Raw genomic sequence first — 18,278 nt, 5'->3', positions numbered from 1 at the left:
GCCACCGGCCCGCCGGCTCAGGCGGTCGAGGGACGGCCGACGAGTCCGGGGCCCTCCGGGGCCGGGAGCCCCACCCGGTCCGCCAGGAACGCGAGGCACTCGGCCTGGAGCGCCGCCGCGCGGGACGCGGCACGGTCGCCGTGTCCGACGCCGTGCTCCAGACGCAGCAGCACCGGACCGTCGCCCGACGAGGCGTGCTGGAGCGCGGCGCACATCTTGCGGGCGTGCAGCGGATCGGTCCTGGTGTCGCCGTCCGCGGCGGTCAGCAGCACCGCCGGGTACGCGGTCCCGGGCGTGACCCGGTGGTAGGGCGAGTAGCCGAGCAGCGTGGGCAGCCGGGCCGGGTCCTGCGCGCTGCCGTACTCCGGCGTCCAGCTGGGACCCAGCCCGGACAACTCGTAACGGACCATGTCCAGGAGCGGGGACATGCACACCACGGCGGCGTACTTCTCCGGCCGCTGCGTGAGGGCCGCGCCGACGAGGAGTCCGCCGTTGGAGCCGCCCATGACGGCGAGCCGTCCGGGCTCGGTCCAGCCCGCCGAGATCAGCCGGTCGGCGGCGGCGTCGAAGTCGTCGAAGGTGTTCTGCTTGTGCTCCCCGCTGCCCGCCCGGTGCCAGGCCTCGCCCTCCTCGCCGCCTCCGCGCAGCCCCGCCCAGGCGAACACCCCGCCCGCGCCGACCCAGGCGAGGACCTGGGCGCGGTAGCGGGGCGACATCGTGCGGCCGAAGCCGCCGTACCCGGTGAGCAGCGTCGGGCGCGGCCGGTCCGGGTGCCCGGCGGGGGAGATCACGAACATGCGGACCGTCGTCCCGTCCCGCGAGGGGAAGGCGACCTGGCGGGTCACCGCACCGCCCACCGCCGGAGCCTCCTGGCCGTCCCGCTCCCAGCGCGTCGCCCGGCAGGTGCGCGCGTCGAAGCGGAGCACCCGAACCGGGGTGACGAAGTCGGTGTACGCGAACCAGGCCTCGTGACCGCCGGGCGGACCGGCCGTGAAGTCGCCGACCGCGCCGGTACCGGGGAGCGGGACCGTGGCCACCTGCCGGCCCTCGACCAGGTCGTGCACGGTCACCTCGGCCACCGTGTCGCGGGTCCAGGCGGCCAGGCCGAGCGGGTGCTCCAGCTCCGGACCCGCCAGGACGACCAGATGGGTGAGGACGGCGCCGGGCCGCTCGGGGATCACCTCGTGCCAGGCGGCGGGGCCCAGGTGGAGTTCGTCCGGCCGGCAGGCGACGACGCGGCCGCGCGGGGCGTCGCGGTCGGTGCGCAGCCAGATCCGGTCCCGCGGTCCGGTGCCGGGCACGGTGTGCAGCCGGGTGGCGGCCTCCCGGCCCTCCTGGACCGGCCGCAGGAGCGGGCGGTCGAGCGGGGCGGCGGTCAGGTCGGCCAGGTAGAGGTCGGTGCCCCGGCCGGTGCCGAGCGTGGCCGTGACCCCGAGCCAACGGCCGTCCGCGGTCACGGAGACGCTGTAGAACTGGGTCTTGTCCCGCCCCTCCCCGAAGACCACGGGGTCCTCGTCGGGCGCCGTACCGACCCGGTGCAGACAGACCCTGCGGTGGTAGCGCTCCTCGCCCGGGTGCAGCCGGGGATCCAGGTGCCGGACGTAGTAGAACGCCGCACCCCCCGGCAGCCAGCCGATCGACGACCTCCGCACCCGGTCCACCGGCCCGTCGACGACCTTCCCGGTGGCCACGTCGATCACCCGGAGCAGCGAGTCCTCCGTACCGTCCCGGGACACCTGGCAGGCCAGCAGATCGCCCTCCACGGAGGGCTCCCAGTGGTCGAGGACGGTGCGCCCCGACGGGTCGAGGGCGCCGGGGTCGAGCAGTACCCGCTCCGGCGTGTCCGCCCCGGCCTCCGCCACCACGAGCACGGGATGCTCCCGGCCCGCTTCCTGGCGCAGCCAGAAGACCCTGCCGCCGCGGACCTTGGGCGACCAGACGCGGTCGACGCCGCCGAGCGAGACGACCTCCGCCTCCCAGCGTCCCAGGTCGGTCCAGGCCGCCCGCTCCGCCGCGTAGAGGGTCTCCTGTTCCGCGCTCCAGCGGACCGTCGCGGCGGCCTCGGCGTCCTCGAGCCAGCGGTACGGGTCGGGGACGCGCAGCCCGTGGAGGTCCTGGACGACGTCCTGCCGCTCCGCGTGCGGGTACGGGCGCCGTGTCGCTCGGGCGTCGGTGGTCACTCGGGGCTCCCTCGGTGGTGGTGGGGCGGACGGTGGTGGGGCGGGCGGTGGCCGCGGGCCCCGGCCGTCGACGGGGCGTGACGACGGCCGGGGCCCGCTCGGTGCTCAGGACTCGACGTGCCGCGTCAACGCGTCAGAGGTCGTTGGAACGGTTGATGACACAGGCGGCGAGTTCCTCGTCGTCACTGTGGGCGACGACCTCGAAGTCCTCGTTCCCGGTCGGCTCCTGCTCACGCTCCGGCTTCGGCGCCTGGTCGGTGGTCTCGGGCATGTCCGTCCTCCTCCGTCGGCGGCGCGTCCCTCGCGCCGGCCGGACGCGAATCTACGGACCGTCGGTAGGGGAACGGTCGGACGACGGTTCGACACCGGTATAGGCCGGGAGGGGAGGGTTCTCCTCCGTCCCGGGCACCTCCTCGGCCTTCTGTACGGCCTTGGCCTCGCCGGCCTCCCGTACGTCCTTGGCCTCCCCCGCCTCCCGTACGTCCCCTGCCTCCCCGGCCTTCCCGTCCTCCGAACGTGCTTCCCGCGCCTTCGTCCTCTCCGCCGGCTCCGTGGTGGGGAGGGCCAGCCAGGCGTAGACGCCGGACAGGACGACGATCAGCCCGGACACCGCGAAGATGGTGTCGATCGGACCGAACCGGACTCCGCCGACCGAGCCCGCCACGTCCCGGAGCACGGATCCCGCGAGCCAGCCGGACAGCACCGCCGCGAGCATCGACGCCAGCTTCGTCACCGGGTAGAACACGGCCATGACCCGGCCCCGGTAGTCCGCGGGGGCCGCCGCCAGCAGCAGCGGAGCCATCGCGGTGTTGAGCACGGTGAGCGGCACGGTGAAGACGAAGAGCAGGGCGACGCCGCCGATGAAGCCGGTCTGCCGGGAGTACGCCACCAGGAGGACGCCGCTCACCAGGAGGCTGATCCAGGTGCTCCTCCGTGCCCCGAGCCACTGCACGACCCGGCCCCCGCACAGCGCGCCGGTGATGCCGCCGATCCCCATGGCCATGCCGATGTAGCCGTAGAGATGGGCGTCCGCGTGGAGGTTGTCCGTGGTGAAGAAGACGTTGAGGGTGCTCAGCGCGCCGATCCCGAACTGCCCGATGACGGCGAGCAGCAGCAGCGCGACCAGGAACCTGCTGCGCGCGAAGAAGCGCAGACCGTCGACGAACTCCTGCCGCAGACTGGTCTTTCGCTTCCCAGCGGACCCGCGAGCCGCGCCCGCGGCGGCCGGGGCCGCCACCGGCGTGGGCACGTCGATGGACCGGATGGCGACGTACGACACCGCGTAGGACAGCGCGTTGAAGAGCAGGGCCCACTGGATGCCGGCCGTGAAAAGCAGCGGTGCGGCGATCGGAGGGCCGATGATCCAGGCCGTCTCCCCGGTCGCCTGCCCGATGCCTGCCGCCCGGGCGCGGTCCGCCTCCCCTGTCACCAGGTCCGCGAGGATCGCGAAGCGCGCCGGTGAGAAGAACTGGCCGGCCGCGTGCAGCAGGAGCACGGTCACGTAGACGAGAGCGAGCCAGGCCCCCGCCGGGAGGGAGTCGGTCGGCAGGAAGGAGACGACGGTCAGGACCACCACGAGCGCTCCGCGCACGACCTCAGTGCGGAGCAGGGTCGCGAGCTTGTCCCAACGGTCGACGAACACGCCCGCGAGCGGGCCGATGACGAGGACGGCGACGCTGGAGGCCATCAGTACGCCGCTGACCGCCATCGGCGCCCACGACTCGTCCTTCGCCAGCACGGTGGCCACCCAGAGCACCAGCGTGGTGCTGAAGACGGCGTCCCCGACGGACGACACGGCCTGGCCGAACCAGAGCCGGGTGTAGTCGCGGTTGATCAGTGTGAGGCGCGGTCTCATGACGGCACCGACGACGAGACGACCGACGCCATCAGGGCGGTCACCAGGGTCGTGTGGTAGGCCTTCCGGAAGAACGCTCCGGGCGGGGCCGACGGAGGACCCATGAGCGCCGCCGACCGTGCCGGGATCGCGCCGTCGGGCCGCTGGGCCCGCACCAGGCAGTCCACGGCCGCGGCCCCGGCGGGTGTGCGCAGGGGATCGCTCCCCAGGATGAACTGGGTGAGGACGAGCTCCGCCGCCAGGTCCCAGCGGTCGTGTGCGACGCAGTGGAGCAGCGACCGGCGGACCAGTTCCCGTGCGTGGTCCAGGTCGTCCCCGGCGACGGCGGGGTCGGTCCGGCCGAAGTCGCCGAGGTAGAAGGCGGTGTGCGTCAGGGCGTACGCCCGGGGCGTGGTGAGCGGCTCCACCGACTCCGGGGCAGGCTCGCCCGAGCCCGAGCCCGATCCCGAGGCGTGGTCCTCGGGCGACTCGGGCGGCCCGGCGGCGCGGAAGGCGACGAGCGGGCTCCGCGGGAGGAGTTCGGCGTACGGTTCGATGCCGTGGCGGACTCCGGCCTTGTCCGCGTAGTAGCGGACCTCGATGCGCTGGTACGGCGACTTCCCGTGCGGCGAGAGGAACTCGGGGTCCAGCAGCGCGAGACCGGCCCGGCACTGCGCGTCGTCGATGCCGTCGGGGGCGAGCGCGGCGTAGATCAGCCGGTAGGTCGAGGCGTACGCGGGGACCTCGTCGAAGAGCCGCGGGAAGTCCGGGTCCTGCCAGAGCTTCCGTACGAGGGCGGTCGCCCCGGCCAGCGGGTCCGGAGCGTCGGTCGGGCGGGCCGCGCGGTGGCAGAGCAGCGCCAGTTCCAGTGCGGCCTTCGCCTTCCCGTGCGTCGCCGTCCGGGCGCTCGCCGAGAACGGGTCGAAGTGGTCCAGATTCCTTCCCAGCCAGTCGAGCGCGCCGGCAGAGAGCTGCTCCAGGGGTGAGGGCATGGCTAGAGGCGCCCCGTCTCGTGCAGGTGGTCGAGCAGGGCCGTGTCGACGGTGTCGCGGAACCGGGCGAGGGTCCGCGCGTCCTCGTCGTAGCTGTAGAGGTCCTGGCAGGCGATCCAGCGGTCGCCGGTCTCCCCGCCGGACCGGTAGCCGTCGGTGACCGTTCCGACCTCCCAGTCGGGCTTGCCCGCGGTCTCCCAGCAGCTGGCGAGCGTGCCGTCGGCGCTCACGACCGCGCCGTAACGGCCGTCGGTGTGCCCGCAGGTGACGCAGGTCTTCTTGCCGCCGGGGCGGCTCACGGTGAAGCCGAGGTCGAGCGCGGTGCGCTGCCAGCGGGTGAAGGCGGCCGAGAGTTCTCCGGTGTGCAGCAGGCTGTTGGCGAAGCCCACGCCCACGTCGCCGACCCGGGCGAAGTACAGCGTGCACCGGGCGGGGTCCAGCGCGGTCGCGAGCCGGTCGATCAGCGCATCGACGCCGTGGAAGGTCTCCTGGGAGACGTTCACCCGCAGCGTCCAGCGGAGCGGAGTGGCCTCGGAGGCCTTGACGATATTGCGGACGATCTTGTCGAAGGTCCCGCTGCCGTCCGCCCGGCCGACCCGGATCCGGTCGTGGTCGTCGCGGTCGCCGTCGAAGGTGACCTGGACGGACGTCAGCCCGCGCTCGTGCAGCCGCCGCGCGAGGGACGGGGAGAGCAGGGTGGCGTTGGAGATCATCCAGGCGGAGGTGGGGGCGATGTCCGCCGCCCGCTCCAGGAGTTCCAGGCAGCCGCGCGGGTTGAGCAGCGGCTCCCCGCCGAACAGGAGGATCCGGAGCTTCTCCAGGCCGACGGCGGCCATCTGCCGTTCGGTGAAACCGAGGATCGAGGTGATCGTCTCGGAGTTGAGGCGGGTCCGGGCGATCCGGGGCGGCCGGCTGCCGCCCGCGAGGTCCTGCGCGGTGTTCTGGAAGCAGTATCCGCAGCCCAGGTTGCAGTGGGTGCTCGTGAGGACGGTCAGCGCGTAGGCGCGGACCGGGACGGGGGTGAACATCCCGCTGTCGCGCAGCCGTCGCTCCGCCTCGGGGCGCAGGGAGCCGTCGACCGTGACGTGCCGGTCGCCGAGTCTGGCCACTCCGCCCGGGCCGAGGAACCACCAGTTCCGCTCGCCCTGGAGGAGCCGCGCGCCCGCGGCGGCCAGGTCGGGGTGCCGGGTCGCCGGGGCACGGCCGGCCGTGGCCGCCCCGACGTCGCCCACCGAGGGCACGGGGCCCATGGCCCGGACGGCACTCACCGCCCGCCCGACAGCCGCCGCTCGGTCGATGCTCGCCGCTTGGTCGATGCTCACCGTGTCTCCCGTACTGCCGTCGTTCCCGCGGTGGAAGCCGTGCCGACGGTCCGGCCGTTCGCGATGATCAGCGTCGCGAGCGCCGTGACGAGGGTGGCCTGGTAGGACTTCCTGAAGTACTGCACCGGCGTCGCGTCCTCGGGGGCCCGCCTGACGACGGACTTCCCCGGGATCGCTCCGTCGGGCGCCTGGACCTGGGCGAGCATCCGGATTCCGGCCGCCCCGGAGGGCGTGCCCAGCGGATCCGCGCCCAGGCAGTACTGGGCGAGCAGGAGCTTTCCGACGAGGTCCCACTCGCCGAGCCCCACACAGTGGTGCGTGAGCCGCTCCACGACCTGGAGCGCCTGCTCCCGGGCCTCCTCGCCGAGGCCGGGATCACGGAAGCCGAAGTCGCTGAGGTAGAAGACGGTGTGGGTGACCACACAGACGTCCAGGTCGGCCACCGGGAGCGTGGCCGCCCGGGCGGGAAGACTGGCCGCGTACAGGTCCTCGTACGAGGCGAACTCGTGCTCCGCGCCCGCGACATCGGCGTAGAACCTCGCCTCCAGATGGAGGTACGGGGCCTTGCGGCGCGGCGCCAGGTACCCGTCGCCCTTCAACCGGGCCAGGACGGCGCGGGGCGCGTCGGATACGACCCGGTCGGGCGTCAGCGCCGCGTACATCAGCTCGAACTCGCGCGCGTACCGCCGGTCGAGGGTGAGCAGATGCGGGAAGTCCGGCCGCTGCCAGGCCCGTTCGACGATCGAGGTCGCCTCGCGCAGGGCCGGCTCCCCGGGCGCGGACTTCTCCCAGTAGCGGCACAGCAGGGCGAGCTGAAGGAGGGCCTTGACGCGCGGGGTCACCGGCAGCTCCGCGTGACCGGCGGGCGAGTCGAGATACCCCGCCTGCCGCGCGATCCAGTGCCGCGCACCCATGGACAGACTCGCCACGGCCTCATCGAGGCCGACTGATCGCGTACTCATGGTCCTCCTTCGGGGTTGCGGAGGCCGCGGCCACCCGCTCGACAATGTCGGCCGCACGGGCCGCGCCGCCCATCGCGGCCAGCCTGCCGCCGAGCGCGCGGGCCCGGGTCCGCAGGCCTTCGTCGCGCCCGGCCGACTCCAGCAGTGCCGAGAGACCGGCGGACGAGGTCTTCGGGTCGCGCACGGCGACACCGGCCCGTACACACGCGCCGGTGAGCAGCGGCTGCTCGGACCCGTTGGGCGAGAGCACCAGGGGGCGGCCGCGCAGAAGGGCCGCGAGGACCGGCGCGGAGGTGCCGTTGGCCAGCACCAGTTCGGCCAGGTCGACGAGCGGCCCCAGCCACGGCTTCCGCACCAGCAGGATGTCGGCGTCCGCGGCCGGCCCGGGATCGGTGGACCGGCCCTGCTCGACCACGGCCTGGAACCGCCCGCCGGTGAAGGCCTCGTTGAGCCGCGGCCACAGGCTCGCGCCCCCGAAGAAGCGGCCGAGATGGACGTAGACGACGGGCTTCCCGGACCGCGCCAGGTGCTCCCCGACGGCTTCGGTCTCGGCCGGGTCGGGCGTCGGTTCCCAGGCCAGCGGTCCCACGTACCGCACCCGCTCCGGGAGTTCCGCGCCCGGGTACTCCAGCGCCGGATCCCCGCGCAGCAGCAGGGCGTCGCCGAGCAGCGGGTCGTCCCACCGGGAGGCGCGCCCGCCCAGGCCGACCTCGTCCCGCGTGGCGGTGTGGATGCCGAGGCAGTCGAGGGTGCGGCTGGCCCGGGTCCTGCCCAGGTGCGGCTCCCCGTCGCCGCCCCTCCGGTAGTCCCACAGATGGGCCGAGAGCCCGACCACGACCACCGGAACGTCCAGTGTCTCGGCGGCGAGCAGGGCGCCGTTGCACAGCACCGAGGTGACGAGAAGGTCTGCCCGCGTCTCCCGGGCCGCGCGCAGGACCGCCCGGTACTGCGCCGCACCGGTCCTGCCCCACCACGTGGCGGAGAACGCCCGGTGGCCGCCGAAGTCCTCGGCCGCCGCGTACGGCAGCCCGGACGCGGCCACGACGGGCGCGGCGGAGGCTCTGGCGAGGACGCTCACGTGATGGCCCCGGCGCCGCAGTTCGAGCCCGGCCGCGATGGCCGGGTAGAGGTAGCCGCCGTCGCTGAGCGGGCAGAGCAGGATCTTCACGACGTGCGCGCTCCCTCGGGATCCGGCGGGCGGGTGGAAGTGTGCTGACGAGTGGCCGCGGGCCCCCCGGTCCAGGCACGATCTGCCGGGAACCGGGTGGCCCGCGAGGTACTCAGGACGTGCGGCGTCGCGTCAGGAGATGTCGCTGGAGTTGTTGACGATGCAGCCGGCCTCGGCCTCCTCGTCCTCTCCGTGCGCCACGACCTCGATGTCCTCGTCCTCGACCGGCTTCGGGTTCGTGTTCTCGGGCATGTTCGTCCTCCTGGTTTGGCGGCGTCGCTGCGCCGGCTGAGAAGAACGTACGGATCGGCGGTATGGGAACGCCTGGTCGCGGGTTGGGCGCCGGTAAACGGCGACCACGCGGGCACGGAGCGGCCCGGAAACCCCGCGGTGACCCCCGGCGCACCCTCGCGTACGCCCCTCCGGCACCCGTCCGCACCCACCCGGACCTGCGACTTAACCGATCGCCAGGCGTTCGTGAACCGGAAGCCTGCCGCCCGGGAGCACGATCCGGGCATGCCCCGCGCGCGGCGCGAGCACGGAGCGGACACGACGGGACCCGGACGCTTCCCGGAGGCCCACGGAGGAGGAGACATGGACCTGGCGGAGCTCATCGGCCTGCGGCCGGTGCCCTGCGGCGGTCTCCTCGTGGCGCTCACCCGCCGCTGCCCCATGAGCTGCGCCCACTGCTCCACCGGATCCTCCCCGGCGGCCTCCGAGGCACCGGACCCGGACCGACTGCTCCGCTTCATCGGATCGTTCGGCCCGCGGGACCGTCCCGAGGTGGTCATGCTGACCGGCGGCGAACCGCTCCTCCTGCCGGAGCTGACCACGCGCCTGGCCGGCCTCGCGCACACCAAGGGGTCCCGGGTGGCGCTGCTCAGCGGCATGTTCTTCGCCCGGGGCGGACGCGTCCCCGACCGGATCATGCGGGCGATCACGGCCCTCGACCACTTCTCGGCGAGCCTCGACGTCCACCACGAGCGCGAGGTCCCGCGCGCGGACGTGCTCCGCGCCCTCCGGGCCGTACTCGACGCCGGGATCCCCGCCAGCATCCACCTCACCGGGACCGACGCCGACGACCCCTATCTCGCGGACGTCGTCGCGGAGGTCCGCCGTTTCTTCGGAGCCGGGATGCCCATGCTGGTCAACGAGGTCCGGCCGCTCGGCCGCGCCGCGGACCTCGTCCGCCCGACACCGCGGGGACCCGACGGCACCCTCGCGACGCCCTGCGCCCTCGCGGCCTGGCCGGTCGTCGCCTTCGACGGGACCGTGGCCGCCTGCTGCAACCAGTGGACGGTCGACCGGCGGCCCGTCCCCCCGCATCTGCGGCTCGGGCACATCGACGAGGACGACTGGCCGGCCGTCCGCGAACGCTCCCTCGGCTCGCCGGTGCTGCGGATGCTGCGCGCCGTCGGCCCCCAGCGGCTGCACGCCCGCTACGAGACCGCGCCGGCCCCGGCCGGCTACTGCCGCAGCTGCCACGCGCTCGCCGACCGCCCGGCGGTCCTCGCGGGCGCGGCCCGCGACGCGGGCGGCCGGGTCGGCGAACTCCTCGAACGGCTCACCACGGACCAGCAGCTCGCGGCCGGACCGGCCGCCCTGGTACGCCGCATGGGCTGCGCCCGCTACGCGCACCTGGTCGAGTCGCCTCCCGCGGGGGAGGCGCCGCCCTCGGTCGGATCGCGCCCCCTGATCGAACCGCTCCCCGCAGCCGCATCGCTTCCCGCAGAGGAGAGGAGCCCCCGATGAATGCCACCGCATCCCTCGCGCTCCGCACCAAACTCACACCCACCACCCCCGTCCTGAGGGCCGCGACCGCCGCCCTCTGGAGACCTGACGGGCTGCGGCAGCGGTACGTGCGCTATCTCGCCGCCATGCATCCCCTCGTACGGGCCTCGGTGCCGCTGCTGCGGCGGGCCGCCGCGCGGTGCGCCGAGCTGGACGACCCGGCCGCGCGGCCCCTGGCGGCGTACTGCCTCCGCCACGCGGAGGAGGAGCGCGACCACGACGCCTGGCTGCTCGACGACCTCGCCACCGCCGGCGCCGGGCCGGCCGCCGTGCCGCATCCCGTGGTGGTCGAACTCGCCGGGGCGCAGTACTACCGGATCGAACACGAGCACCCGGTCGCGCTCCTCGGCTACATCGCGGTCCTGGAGGGCAACGCCCCCGGGCCCCGGCTCGCCGACCGCCTGGTCGAGGTCACCGGGCTCCCCGACGGCGCGTTCCGCACCCTCAGGGAACACGCGGAGCTCGACGGCGGCCACCTCGACGACCTGAACCAGGTGCTCGACGCGCTCGCGCCGACCCCGGCGCAGCAGACCTCCGTCTCGGTCAGCGCCCTGCACACGGCCAACCTGCTCACCCGGCTCTTCCTCGAACTCGCCGCCGACCCCGGAGGACACCCGTGACCGACGACGCTGCCGCGTACGACGACACCGCCTCACACGCCGACACCCCCGCGTACGGCACCGCCCCCGCCGGCGGTTCCCCGTCCGGGCCCACCCTGGAGGCGCTCGCCGCCGCCGGGTTCGACGTCGACGCCCTCAGCGAGGAGCAGCAGGAGGTCGTCCGCGCGCTGACCCCCGAGGAACTCGCCCTGCTCGTCGACATCAGGGGACGGCTCGACGCCGCGGCCCCCGAGGTGCAGGCCCACGCGGACGTGGCGGGCGGCGCCCTGTTCTGACCCCGGCCGCCCCCGCCGTCGCCCGCCCACCGGAGGAACTCATGCCCTGCGCCTCGTGCCGGAGCGCACTGCCGCCCGACGCCCGGTTCTGCCCCTTCTGCGGCAGTCCGTGCGCACCCGGGCCGGTCACGGCCAGGCCGACCGGCCGCAAGGTGGTGACCGTCCTCTTCTGCGACCTGGTGGGTTCCACGGCGCTCTCCGGGGCGCTCGACGCGGAGACCCTGCGTTCGGTGACGCTCCGCTGGTTCGACCTGATGCGGCTGCGGATCGAGGAACAGGGCGGCACCGTCGAGAAGTTCATCGGGGACGCCGTGATGGCCGTCTTCGGCGTGCCCACCGTCCGGGAGGACGACGCCCGCCGGGCCGCCTCCGCCGCCCTGGCCATGCGCGAGGCCCTCACCGGGTTCAACGCCCGCCTGGAGGAAGCCGTCGGCGTACGGCTCGACATGCGGATCGGCATCAACACCGGCCAGGCGGTGACGGGCTCGTCCACCCTGCGGCAGGCGATGGTCTCCGGCGAGGTGGTCAACATCGCCGCGCGGCTCGAACAGAACGCCGCCGCCGGGGAGATCCTCATCGGACCCGACACCCTCGCGGCCGCCGGGCCGGGCGTCCGGACCACCGAGACCGGCCCCCTGCTCCTCAAGGGCAAGAGCGACCGGGTCGCCGCCCACCGCCTGATGGGCCTCGACGAGGAGGACGGGCCCGAGGCGCTGCGCCGCTTCGATCTCGGATTCGTCGGCCGTACCCGTGAACTCGACCTGATCGACGCGGCGTTGGAGAAGGTGATCAGAAGCCGACGGGTCGCCCGTCTGGTGGTCGGCGGGGAGGCGGGCCAGGGCAAGACCCGACTGGTCCGCGAATGGCTCCACCGGGCCGGTCACACGGCTCCGGCTCCGGCCTCGGCTCCGGCCACAGAGTCGCTCACGGCCCCGACCCCGAGCCCGACCTCGGCCTCCCTCACAGCCCCGCCCACGCCCGGGACCACAAGGCCGACCGTTGCTCTCCGCCACGGCGTGGGGCGCTGCCGGGCCCGTGGCGAACAGCCCAGCCTCGGCCCGCTCGCCGACGCCGTGGCCGACCTGCTGAAGACCGCCGGAACGTCGGCGCCGTCGCCCGAACTGGACCTGCTCCACCAGGGACTCCTCCTGGACGGGACCCCCAACCCCTCGCCGGCGGACACCTGCGCCGCGCTCGCCAAGGTCCTCGCCGAACTGGCCGGGACCGGGCCCGTCGTGCTGGTGATCGACGACTGCCACTGGGCCGCGCAACCGCTCTTCGACGCCCTCGACCGGCTGCTGCGCGCCCTCGCCGACGCGGCCGTCCTCATCGTGCTGCTCACCCGTCCCCAGCTCTTCGACCTGCGCCCCGAACTCGCCCCGGACACCGTGCTGCTCGGCGGACTCCCCGACGCGGAGGCGCAGCTCCTCGCGGCCGAACTCACCGGGCGTACGGCCGACAGCGAACCGCTCGCCGCCGAGGTCCTCGCCCGGGTGGGCGGGAACCCGCTGCACCTGGAGCAGCTCCTGGTCGCGGGCGACCCGGTCGACGCCGACAGCGTCCCGCTGCCGCTCCAAGCCCTCATCGGAGCCCGGATCGACGCGCTCGAACCGCCCGAACAACGTGCTCTCGGGCTCGCCTCCGTCCTGGGCGGCGACTTCACCGCCGACGAACTCACGGCGCTCGCCGGTCCCGCCGAGACATGGACCGGCTCCGAGCTCCGCACCACCCTCCACCGACTCGTCCGGCACCGGCTCATCAGGCCGGACGGCGCGGCGTTCCGGTTCGCCGGAGGGCTGATCCAGGAGGTCGTCCACACCAGCCAGTCCAAGCAGGACAGGGCCGACCGCCACGAGCGGGCGGCACGCCTCGACACGGTCCGCCGACGGGGCAGCGCCGCGGTCGGGGCCCATCTGGAGCAGGCGCACCGCTACCGGGTCGAGCTGGGCGCCCAGGACGCGCACACCGACGGGCTGCGCCGCCGCGCCGCCGACGCGCTCGCCGAGGCCGGTCGTCTCGCGCTGGCCCACGCCGACCCCGTGTGGGCGGCGGACCTGCTCACCAGGGCCACCGCCCGGTACACGGTGGGCGAGCCGGGCAGCACCACGGCACGCCGCCGACTCGGCCAGACACTTCTCGACCTGGGGCGCGGTACGGAGGGCAGGACGCTGCTCGAAGCGGTGCTCGCCGAGTCACCGGCCGACGGCGCGGACCCGGTGGAGGCCGCCCACGCCCGCCTCGGCCTGGCGTCCGTCGGCCGGTCCGCCGCGGTCCGGCCCACCGGGCCGCAGGAGTCCCCCGCCGAGGCCGCCGACGCCACCCTGCCGGTCTTCGCCGCCGCCGGTGACGAGCTCGGACAGGCCAGGGCCTGTCTGCGGCTCGCCCAGCGCGCCCAGGAACAGGGGCGGCACCGGGAGGCCGAGCGGCTGCTCACCCGCGCCCTCGACCACGCCGTGCGCGCCGACGCCGAGCCCGAGAGGGCCGCCGCCCTCGGCGCGACGGGCGTCTCGCTCTGGCGCGGCCCCCAGCCGGTCGCGGAGGCCGTGGCCCGCTGCCGTGCGCTCCTGGCCGAGCAGGGGTCCGGCCGTCGGGCCGTCCGGCTGACGCTCAACTGCCCGCTGGCCGTGGTGCTGGCCCTCCACGACGACCGTGACGGGGCCCTCGCCTGTCTCGCGGAGGCCGAGCACCTCGCGAAGCGGCTCGGCTACGCCGAGGCCGACGCGTTCCTGCCGATCTTCACCGCGACCGTGGCCGAGCTGGCCGGCCGGCGGGAGGACGCCCTGCTGAGCCTGGAGCGGGCCGCCGCCGCCGCACGGGAGCTGGGTGCCACCGGGCTGCTGCGCAGCGCCCTCCTCGACGCCACCCGTATCCGCCTCGACCTCGGCGACTGGCGTACCGCCCTGGCCACCCTCGCCGAACCGGAACTGGCGGGGGAGCGGTCGGACCCGGCCCGCCCGCGCGCCGAGTCGGCGGACCTCGACGGGCTGCGCGCCCGGCTGGCCGCCGTACGGGGGCACGGGGCGACGGCCTCCCGGCTCGCCGCCCGGTCGGTCGCCACCGCGGCCCGTACCGACTCGCCCATCGTCCAGGGCCTCGCCGCCCTCGACCTGGCCCGCACCTCCCTCGCGCTGGGGCACCCGGGCGAGGCGGCCGAGGCGGCGGCGCGCGCCCGGCTGCGCTTCGCCGCCAAGGGGCATCTCCCCGCCGTACGCGAGGCCGAGGCCGTGGCCGCGGTGTCTCTGGGGCACGGCCGCCCGCCCGGGTACGACCCCGCCGACGGACGAGCCACCGGGGGCGGACGAGCCACCGGAGCCGGAAAGGAGACATCACGATGACCACCGGTCAGCGACCGGCACCCGGACTCACCTGGGGCCTGCGAGGACGGGGCCCCGCGGACGTACCCGTGGAGGCCGACAGCCCGCCGGACCCGCCCGAGGGCGGTCTTCCCGGGGGCACCGGGCGCGGCATACGCGTCTGTGTCGTCGACTCGGGCGTCGAACGCGACCACCCCATGGTCGGCCCGGTCGCCCAGGCGTGGCGCGTCTTCAAGGACGACGACGGGGTCCACGTGGAGGAGACCGAGGAGGGCGACGCCTGCGGTCACGGCACGGCCTGCGCCGGAATCATCCGGCGCACCGCGCCGGACTGCGAGCTGTCCAGCGTCCGGGTGCTCGGCGAGCGGTTCTCCGGGAGCGGGGACATCCTCCTCGAAGGGATCCGTTGGGCCGTGCGCCAGCGGTTCGACGTGGTCAACCTGAGCCTGTCCACGAGCCGGGACCGTTTCGTGGAGGAGCTGCGCCGGCTGGCGGACGAGGCGTACTTCCAGCAGACCGTCATCGTCGCCTCCGCGCACAACACCCATGTGGAGAGCTTCCCGTGGCGTTTCTCCTCGGTGATCTCGGTGGGCAGCCACCAGGAGGACGATCCGGACCTCCATCTCTACAACCCCGAGCCCCCGGTGGAGTTCTTCGCCCCCGGGCAGCGGGTCCCGGTGGCGTGGCTCGGTGGCACCTCGATCCGCACCTCGGGCAACAGCTTCGCCACCCCGTTCGTCGCGGGGCTCTGCGCACGGATCCTGTCGAGCCGTCCGCGGCTGACGCCGTTCCAGCTGAAGAACGCCCTGTACCTGTCCGCAGCCAACGTCCGTGTCCACGGCCGCCGGTAACGGCCGGCGCCGGAAGGGAACCCCCATGGCTCAGACGATCGCCCCCGCCATGTCGCCCACTCCGCGGCCGGATCCGGCCATGGCGGAGCTCCTGCAGTCGGTGGTGGACACCGCGCGCGCCATCTTCGGCGCGGAGGCGAGTTCCATCCTGCTCCTGGAGGCCGCGGCGGACGAGCTCATCTTCGAGGCCGTCTCCGGTCAGGGACAGGAGTTCCTGGTGGGCCGGCGGTTCCCCGCGGGGCGGGGGATCGCCGGGTGGGTCGCCGCCTCGGGCGAGCCGATGGTGGTCGACGACCTCCACGACAGCACGTCCTTCGACAGGGACGTCGCCGAGTCCACCGGCTACGTCCCGAACGCGCTGATGGCCGCCCCCCTCGTCCACGGGGACCAGGTCCTCGGCGTCCTGGAGGTCCTCGACCCGTCCCCGCAGGCCCGGTCCAGTCTGTCCGAGCTCGACCTGCTGAGCCTCTTCGCCCGGCAGGCCGCCGTGGCCCTGCACGTCCTCACGACCCACGCACCGCGCGGGCCGGCCCAGGACGCTCCCGTCGACCCCTCGCGCGCCGAGCTCCTGCGCCTCCTCTCGGAGGCCCGCCGCCTCCTTGAGGAGTGAGCGGCCGGGCGTTCCCGGGGTGGAGCGGGAGGCGGCCCGGGGAGCTCCGCCGGGGCCCGGCCGGCCGGGAGACGGCCGGCCGGGCCGGCACGCTCAGGAGAGGTCGAACCGGTCCAGGTTCATCACCTTGTCCCACGCCGCCACGAAGTCGCGCGCGAACTTCTCGCCCGCGTCCCGGGACGCGTAGACCTCCGAGAGGGCCCGGAGCTGGGAGTGCGAGCCGAAGACGAGGTCGGCGGCGGTGGCGGTCCACCTGACCTCGCCGGTGGCCCGGTCCCGGCCCTCGAAGACGTTCTCGGTCGCGGTCGACGGCTTCCACTCCGTGCCCATGTCGAGCAGGTTCACGAAGAAGTCGTTCGTCAGGGTCTCCGGCCGGTCGGTGAACATCCCGTGGCGGGATCCCCTGAAGCCGGTGTTCAGCGCCCGCATGCCGCCGACCAGCACCGTCATCTCGGGAGCCGTCAGCGTCAACAGGCAGGCGCGGTCGAGCAGCAGGGTCTCGGGCGACAGCTTCTCGCCCGCCCGGAGGTAGTTGCGGAACCCGTCCGCCCGGGGTTCGAGCACGGCGAACGCGTCCACGTCGGTCTGCTCCTGCGTGGCGTCCGTGCGCCCCGGGGAGAAGGGGACCGTGAGGTCGTGTCCGGCGTTCCGCGCGGCCTGCTCGACGGCCGCGCAGCCGCCCAGGACGATCAGGTCCGCGAGCGAGATCCGCACCCCACCGGCCTGGGAGGCGTTGAACTCCTGCCTGATCCGGTCGAGGCCCTCCACCGTCCCGGCGACCTCGGGCAGGTCGTTGACCTCCCAGTCCGTCTGCGGCGCGAGGCGGATCCGCGCGCCGTTCGCCCCGCCGCGCTTGTCGGTGCCGCGGAAGCTCGCCGCCGACGCCCACGCGGTGGTGACCAGATGGGAGAGGGAGAGGCCCGCGGCGAGGATCCGGCCCTTGAGGTCGGCGATGTCCGCGTCCGCGACCAGCTCGTGATCGACCGGCGGAACCGGGTCCTGCCACAGCTGCGGTGCGGGGATCCACGGGCCGAGGTAGCGCGAGACGGGCCCCATGTCGCGGTGCAGCAGTTTGTACCAGGCCTTGGCGAAGGCGTCCGCGAGCTTGTCGGGGTTCTCGTGGAAGGTCCTCGCGATCGGCCCGTAGACCGGGTCCAGCTTCAGCGCGAGGTCCGTCGTCAGCATCATCGGGGCGTGCCGCTTCGACGGGTCGTGGGCGTCGGGCACCGTGCCCTGCGCGGCGGGGTCCGTGGGGGTCCACTGCTGGGCGCCGGCGGGACTCGTCGTGAGCTCCCAGTCGTACCGGAACAGGTTGTCGAGGTAGCCGTTGTCCCACTTCGTCGGCTCGGTGGTCCAGGCTCCCTCCAGACCGCTGGTGATCGCGTCGGCGCCCTTGCCGCTGCCGCACGTGTTCCGCCAGCCGATGGCCTGCTGCTCGATGGGGGCGGCCTCGGGCTCAGGACCGACGCAGTCCGGATCGACCGCGCCGTGGCATTTGCCGAAGGTGTGGCCGCCGATGATGAGCGCGGCCGTCTCCTCGTCGTTCATCGCCATGCGCGCGAAGGTCTCGCGAATGTCGCGGGCGGCGGCGATCGGGTCCGGATTACCGTTCGGGCCTTCCGGATTGACGTAGATCAGGCCCATCTGAACGGCGCCGAAAGGACCGGTGAGTTCACGGTCGCCGCTGTAGCGCTCATCTCCGAGCCAGGTGTCCTCGGGTCCCCAGAAGACCTCCTCGGGCTCCCAGATGTCCTCCCGCCCGAAACCGAAACCGAACGTCTTGAAGCCCATGGATTCCATGGCGCAGTCACCGGCGAACACCAGAAGATCGGCCCAGGAGATCTTCCGCCCGTACTTCTGCTTGACCGGCCACAGCAGACGCCGGGCCTTGTCGAGGCTCGCGTTGTCCGGCCAGCTGTTGAGCGGTGCGAAACGCTGGGCGCCGGAGCCGCCGCCGCCCCGGCCGTCCTCGATGCGGTACGTCCCCGCCGCGTGCCAGCTCATCCGGATGAAGAGCGGCCCGTAGTGGCCGTAGTCGGCGGGCCACCAGTCCTGCGACGTCGTCATCACCTCGAAGACGTCCCGCTTCAGCGCGTCGACGTCCAGGGTCGCGAACTCCGCCGCGTAGTCGTAGTCCTCGTCCATCGGACTGGCCTGGGGCGAGTGCTGGTGGAGGACCTGGAGGTCCAGTTGATTCGGCCACCAGTCCTGATTCGTCCTGGGGTGGTTCTCCACGGGGGTCGGGGAGGGGATTGCCGGGTTCTCGCTTTCGCTGCCGGACACGTCCGTCCTTCTTCCTGTCGCGATGTTTCCGTCTGCCGGCCGCTCGTCCCTGACGTCCCGCTGGTGATGTCGTCCG

14 protein-coding genes are annotated in these 18,278 nt (G+C 74.0%); 6 read left to right on the top strand and 8 right to left on the bottom strand.

The window, feature by feature from the left end:
* Positions 1 to 17: 17 nt before the first annotated feature.
* The 7 genes from ACH4MY_RS34030 to ACH4MY_RS34000 form a co-directional block, all read right to left on the bottom strand.
* The gene (locus tag ACH4MY_RS34030) at positions 18 to 2,180 is read right to left on the bottom strand and encodes a prolyl oligopeptidase family protein (protein WP_398008113.1); all 2,163 of its coding nucleotides are present in this window, start codon (positions 2,178 to 2,180) and stop codon (positions 18 to 20) included.
* 133 nt (positions 2,181 to 2,313) lie between these two features.
* Positions 2,314 to 2,451, bottom strand: coding sequence for a hypothetical protein (locus tag ACH4MY_RS34025; protein ID WP_398008112.1), 138 nt, complete (start codon positions 2,449 to 2,451; stop codon positions 2,314 to 2,316).
* A 51-nt stretch (positions 2,452 to 2,502) separates the two neighbouring features.
* Positions 2,503 to 4,035 carry an MFS transporter gene (locus ACH4MY_RS34020; RefSeq protein ID WP_398008110.1) on the bottom strand — a complete coding sequence of 511 codons (1,533 nt, stop codon included), beginning with the start codon at positions 4,033 to 4,035 and terminating at the stop codon, positions 2,503 to 2,505.
* Entirely contained in the window at positions 4,032 to 5,006 is a 975-nt protein-coding gene (locus ACH4MY_RS34015) for a DUF6895 family protein (RefSeq protein WP_398008108.1), read from the bottom strand. The genes ACH4MY_RS34020 and ACH4MY_RS34015 overlap by 4 nt, the downstream gene beginning before the upstream one ends.
* Before the next feature lie 2 nt (positions 5,007 to 5,008).
* Complete coding sequence (locus ACH4MY_RS34010; RefSeq protein WP_398008126.1) at positions 5,009 to 6,256, bottom strand: radical SAM protein; 1,248 nt, start codon at positions 6,254 to 6,256, stop codon at positions 5,009 to 5,011.
* Between the two features lie 68 nt (positions 6,257 to 6,324).
* On the bottom strand, positions 6,325 to 7,290 hold the full coding sequence (locus ACH4MY_RS34005) for a DUF6895 family protein (RefSeq protein ID WP_398008106.1): 966 nt from the start codon (positions 7,288 to 7,290) through the stop codon (positions 6,325 to 6,327).
* Positions 7,262 to 8,458, bottom strand: a complete 1,197-nt coding sequence (locus tag ACH4MY_RS34000; RefSeq protein WP_398008104.1) for a glycosyltransferase — start codon at positions 8,456 to 8,458, stop codon at positions 7,262 to 7,264. Before ACH4MY_RS34000 ends, ACH4MY_RS34005 begins: the two co-directional genes overlap by 29 nt.
* A 594-nt stretch (positions 8,459 to 9,052) precedes the next feature.
* On the opposite strand from ACH4MY_RS34000, the gene ACH4MY_RS33995 reads away from it, so the two are divergent.
* The 6 genes from ACH4MY_RS33995 to ACH4MY_RS33970 all read left to right on the top strand — a co-directional run bounded on the left by ACH4MY_RS33995 (position 9,053) and on the right by ACH4MY_RS33970 (position 15,919).
* Entirely contained in the window at positions 9,053 to 10,210 is a 1,158-nt protein-coding gene (locus ACH4MY_RS33995; RefSeq protein ID WP_398008102.1) for a radical SAM protein, read from the top strand.
* Positions 10,207 to 10,869, top strand: a complete 663-nt coding sequence (locus ACH4MY_RS33990) for an iron-containing redox enzyme family protein (protein WP_398008100.1) — start codon at positions 10,207 to 10,209, stop codon at positions 10,867 to 10,869. The genes ACH4MY_RS33995 and ACH4MY_RS33990 overlap by 4 nt, the downstream gene beginning before the upstream one ends.
* Positions 10,870 to 10,964: 95 nt before the next feature.
* Positions 10,965 to 11,144, top strand: a complete 180-nt coding sequence (locus ACH4MY_RS33985) for an aroma-sacti cluster domain-containing protein (protein WP_041663527.1) — start codon at positions 10,965 to 10,967, stop codon at positions 11,142 to 11,144.
* Positions 11,145 to 11,185: 41 nt separating this feature from the next.
* A complete protein-coding gene (locus ACH4MY_RS33980) occupies positions 11,186 to 14,479 on the top strand; it encodes an adenylate/guanylate cyclase domain-containing protein (RefSeq protein WP_398008099.1) in 3,294 nt (1,097 codons plus the stop codon).
* Entirely contained in the window at positions 14,476 to 15,309 is an 834-nt protein-coding gene (locus ACH4MY_RS33975; RefSeq protein ID WP_398008097.1) for a S8 family peptidase, read from the top strand. Before ACH4MY_RS33980 ends, ACH4MY_RS33975 begins: the two co-directional genes overlap by 4 nt.
* A 25-nt stretch (positions 15,310 to 15,334) precedes the next feature.
* On the top strand, positions 15,335 to 15,919 hold the full coding sequence (locus ACH4MY_RS33970) for a GAF domain-containing protein (RefSeq protein WP_398008095.1): 585 nt from the start codon (positions 15,335 to 15,337) through the stop codon (positions 15,917 to 15,919).
* A 93-nt stretch (positions 15,920 to 16,012) separates the two neighbouring features.
* Here ACH4MY_RS33970 and katG read toward each other — a convergent pair whose 3' ends face one another.
* Positions 16,013 to 18,202 carry a catalase/peroxidase HPI gene (gene katG, locus ACH4MY_RS33965; RefSeq protein ID WP_398008093.1) on the bottom strand — a complete coding sequence of 730 codons (2,190 nt, stop codon included), beginning with the start codon at positions 18,200 to 18,202 and terminating at the stop codon, positions 16,013 to 16,015.
* Positions 18,203 to 18,278 lie beyond the last annotated feature (76 nt).

Source organism: Streptomyces sp. NPDC017246 (assembly GCF_044331325.1).
Taxonomy (GTDB): Bacteria; Actinomycetota; Actinomycetes; order Streptomycetales; family Streptomycetaceae; genus Streptomyces.
The sequence above is the reverse complement of the archived record's forward strand: the minus strand, read 5'-3'. Positions and strand labels throughout refer to the sequence as shown.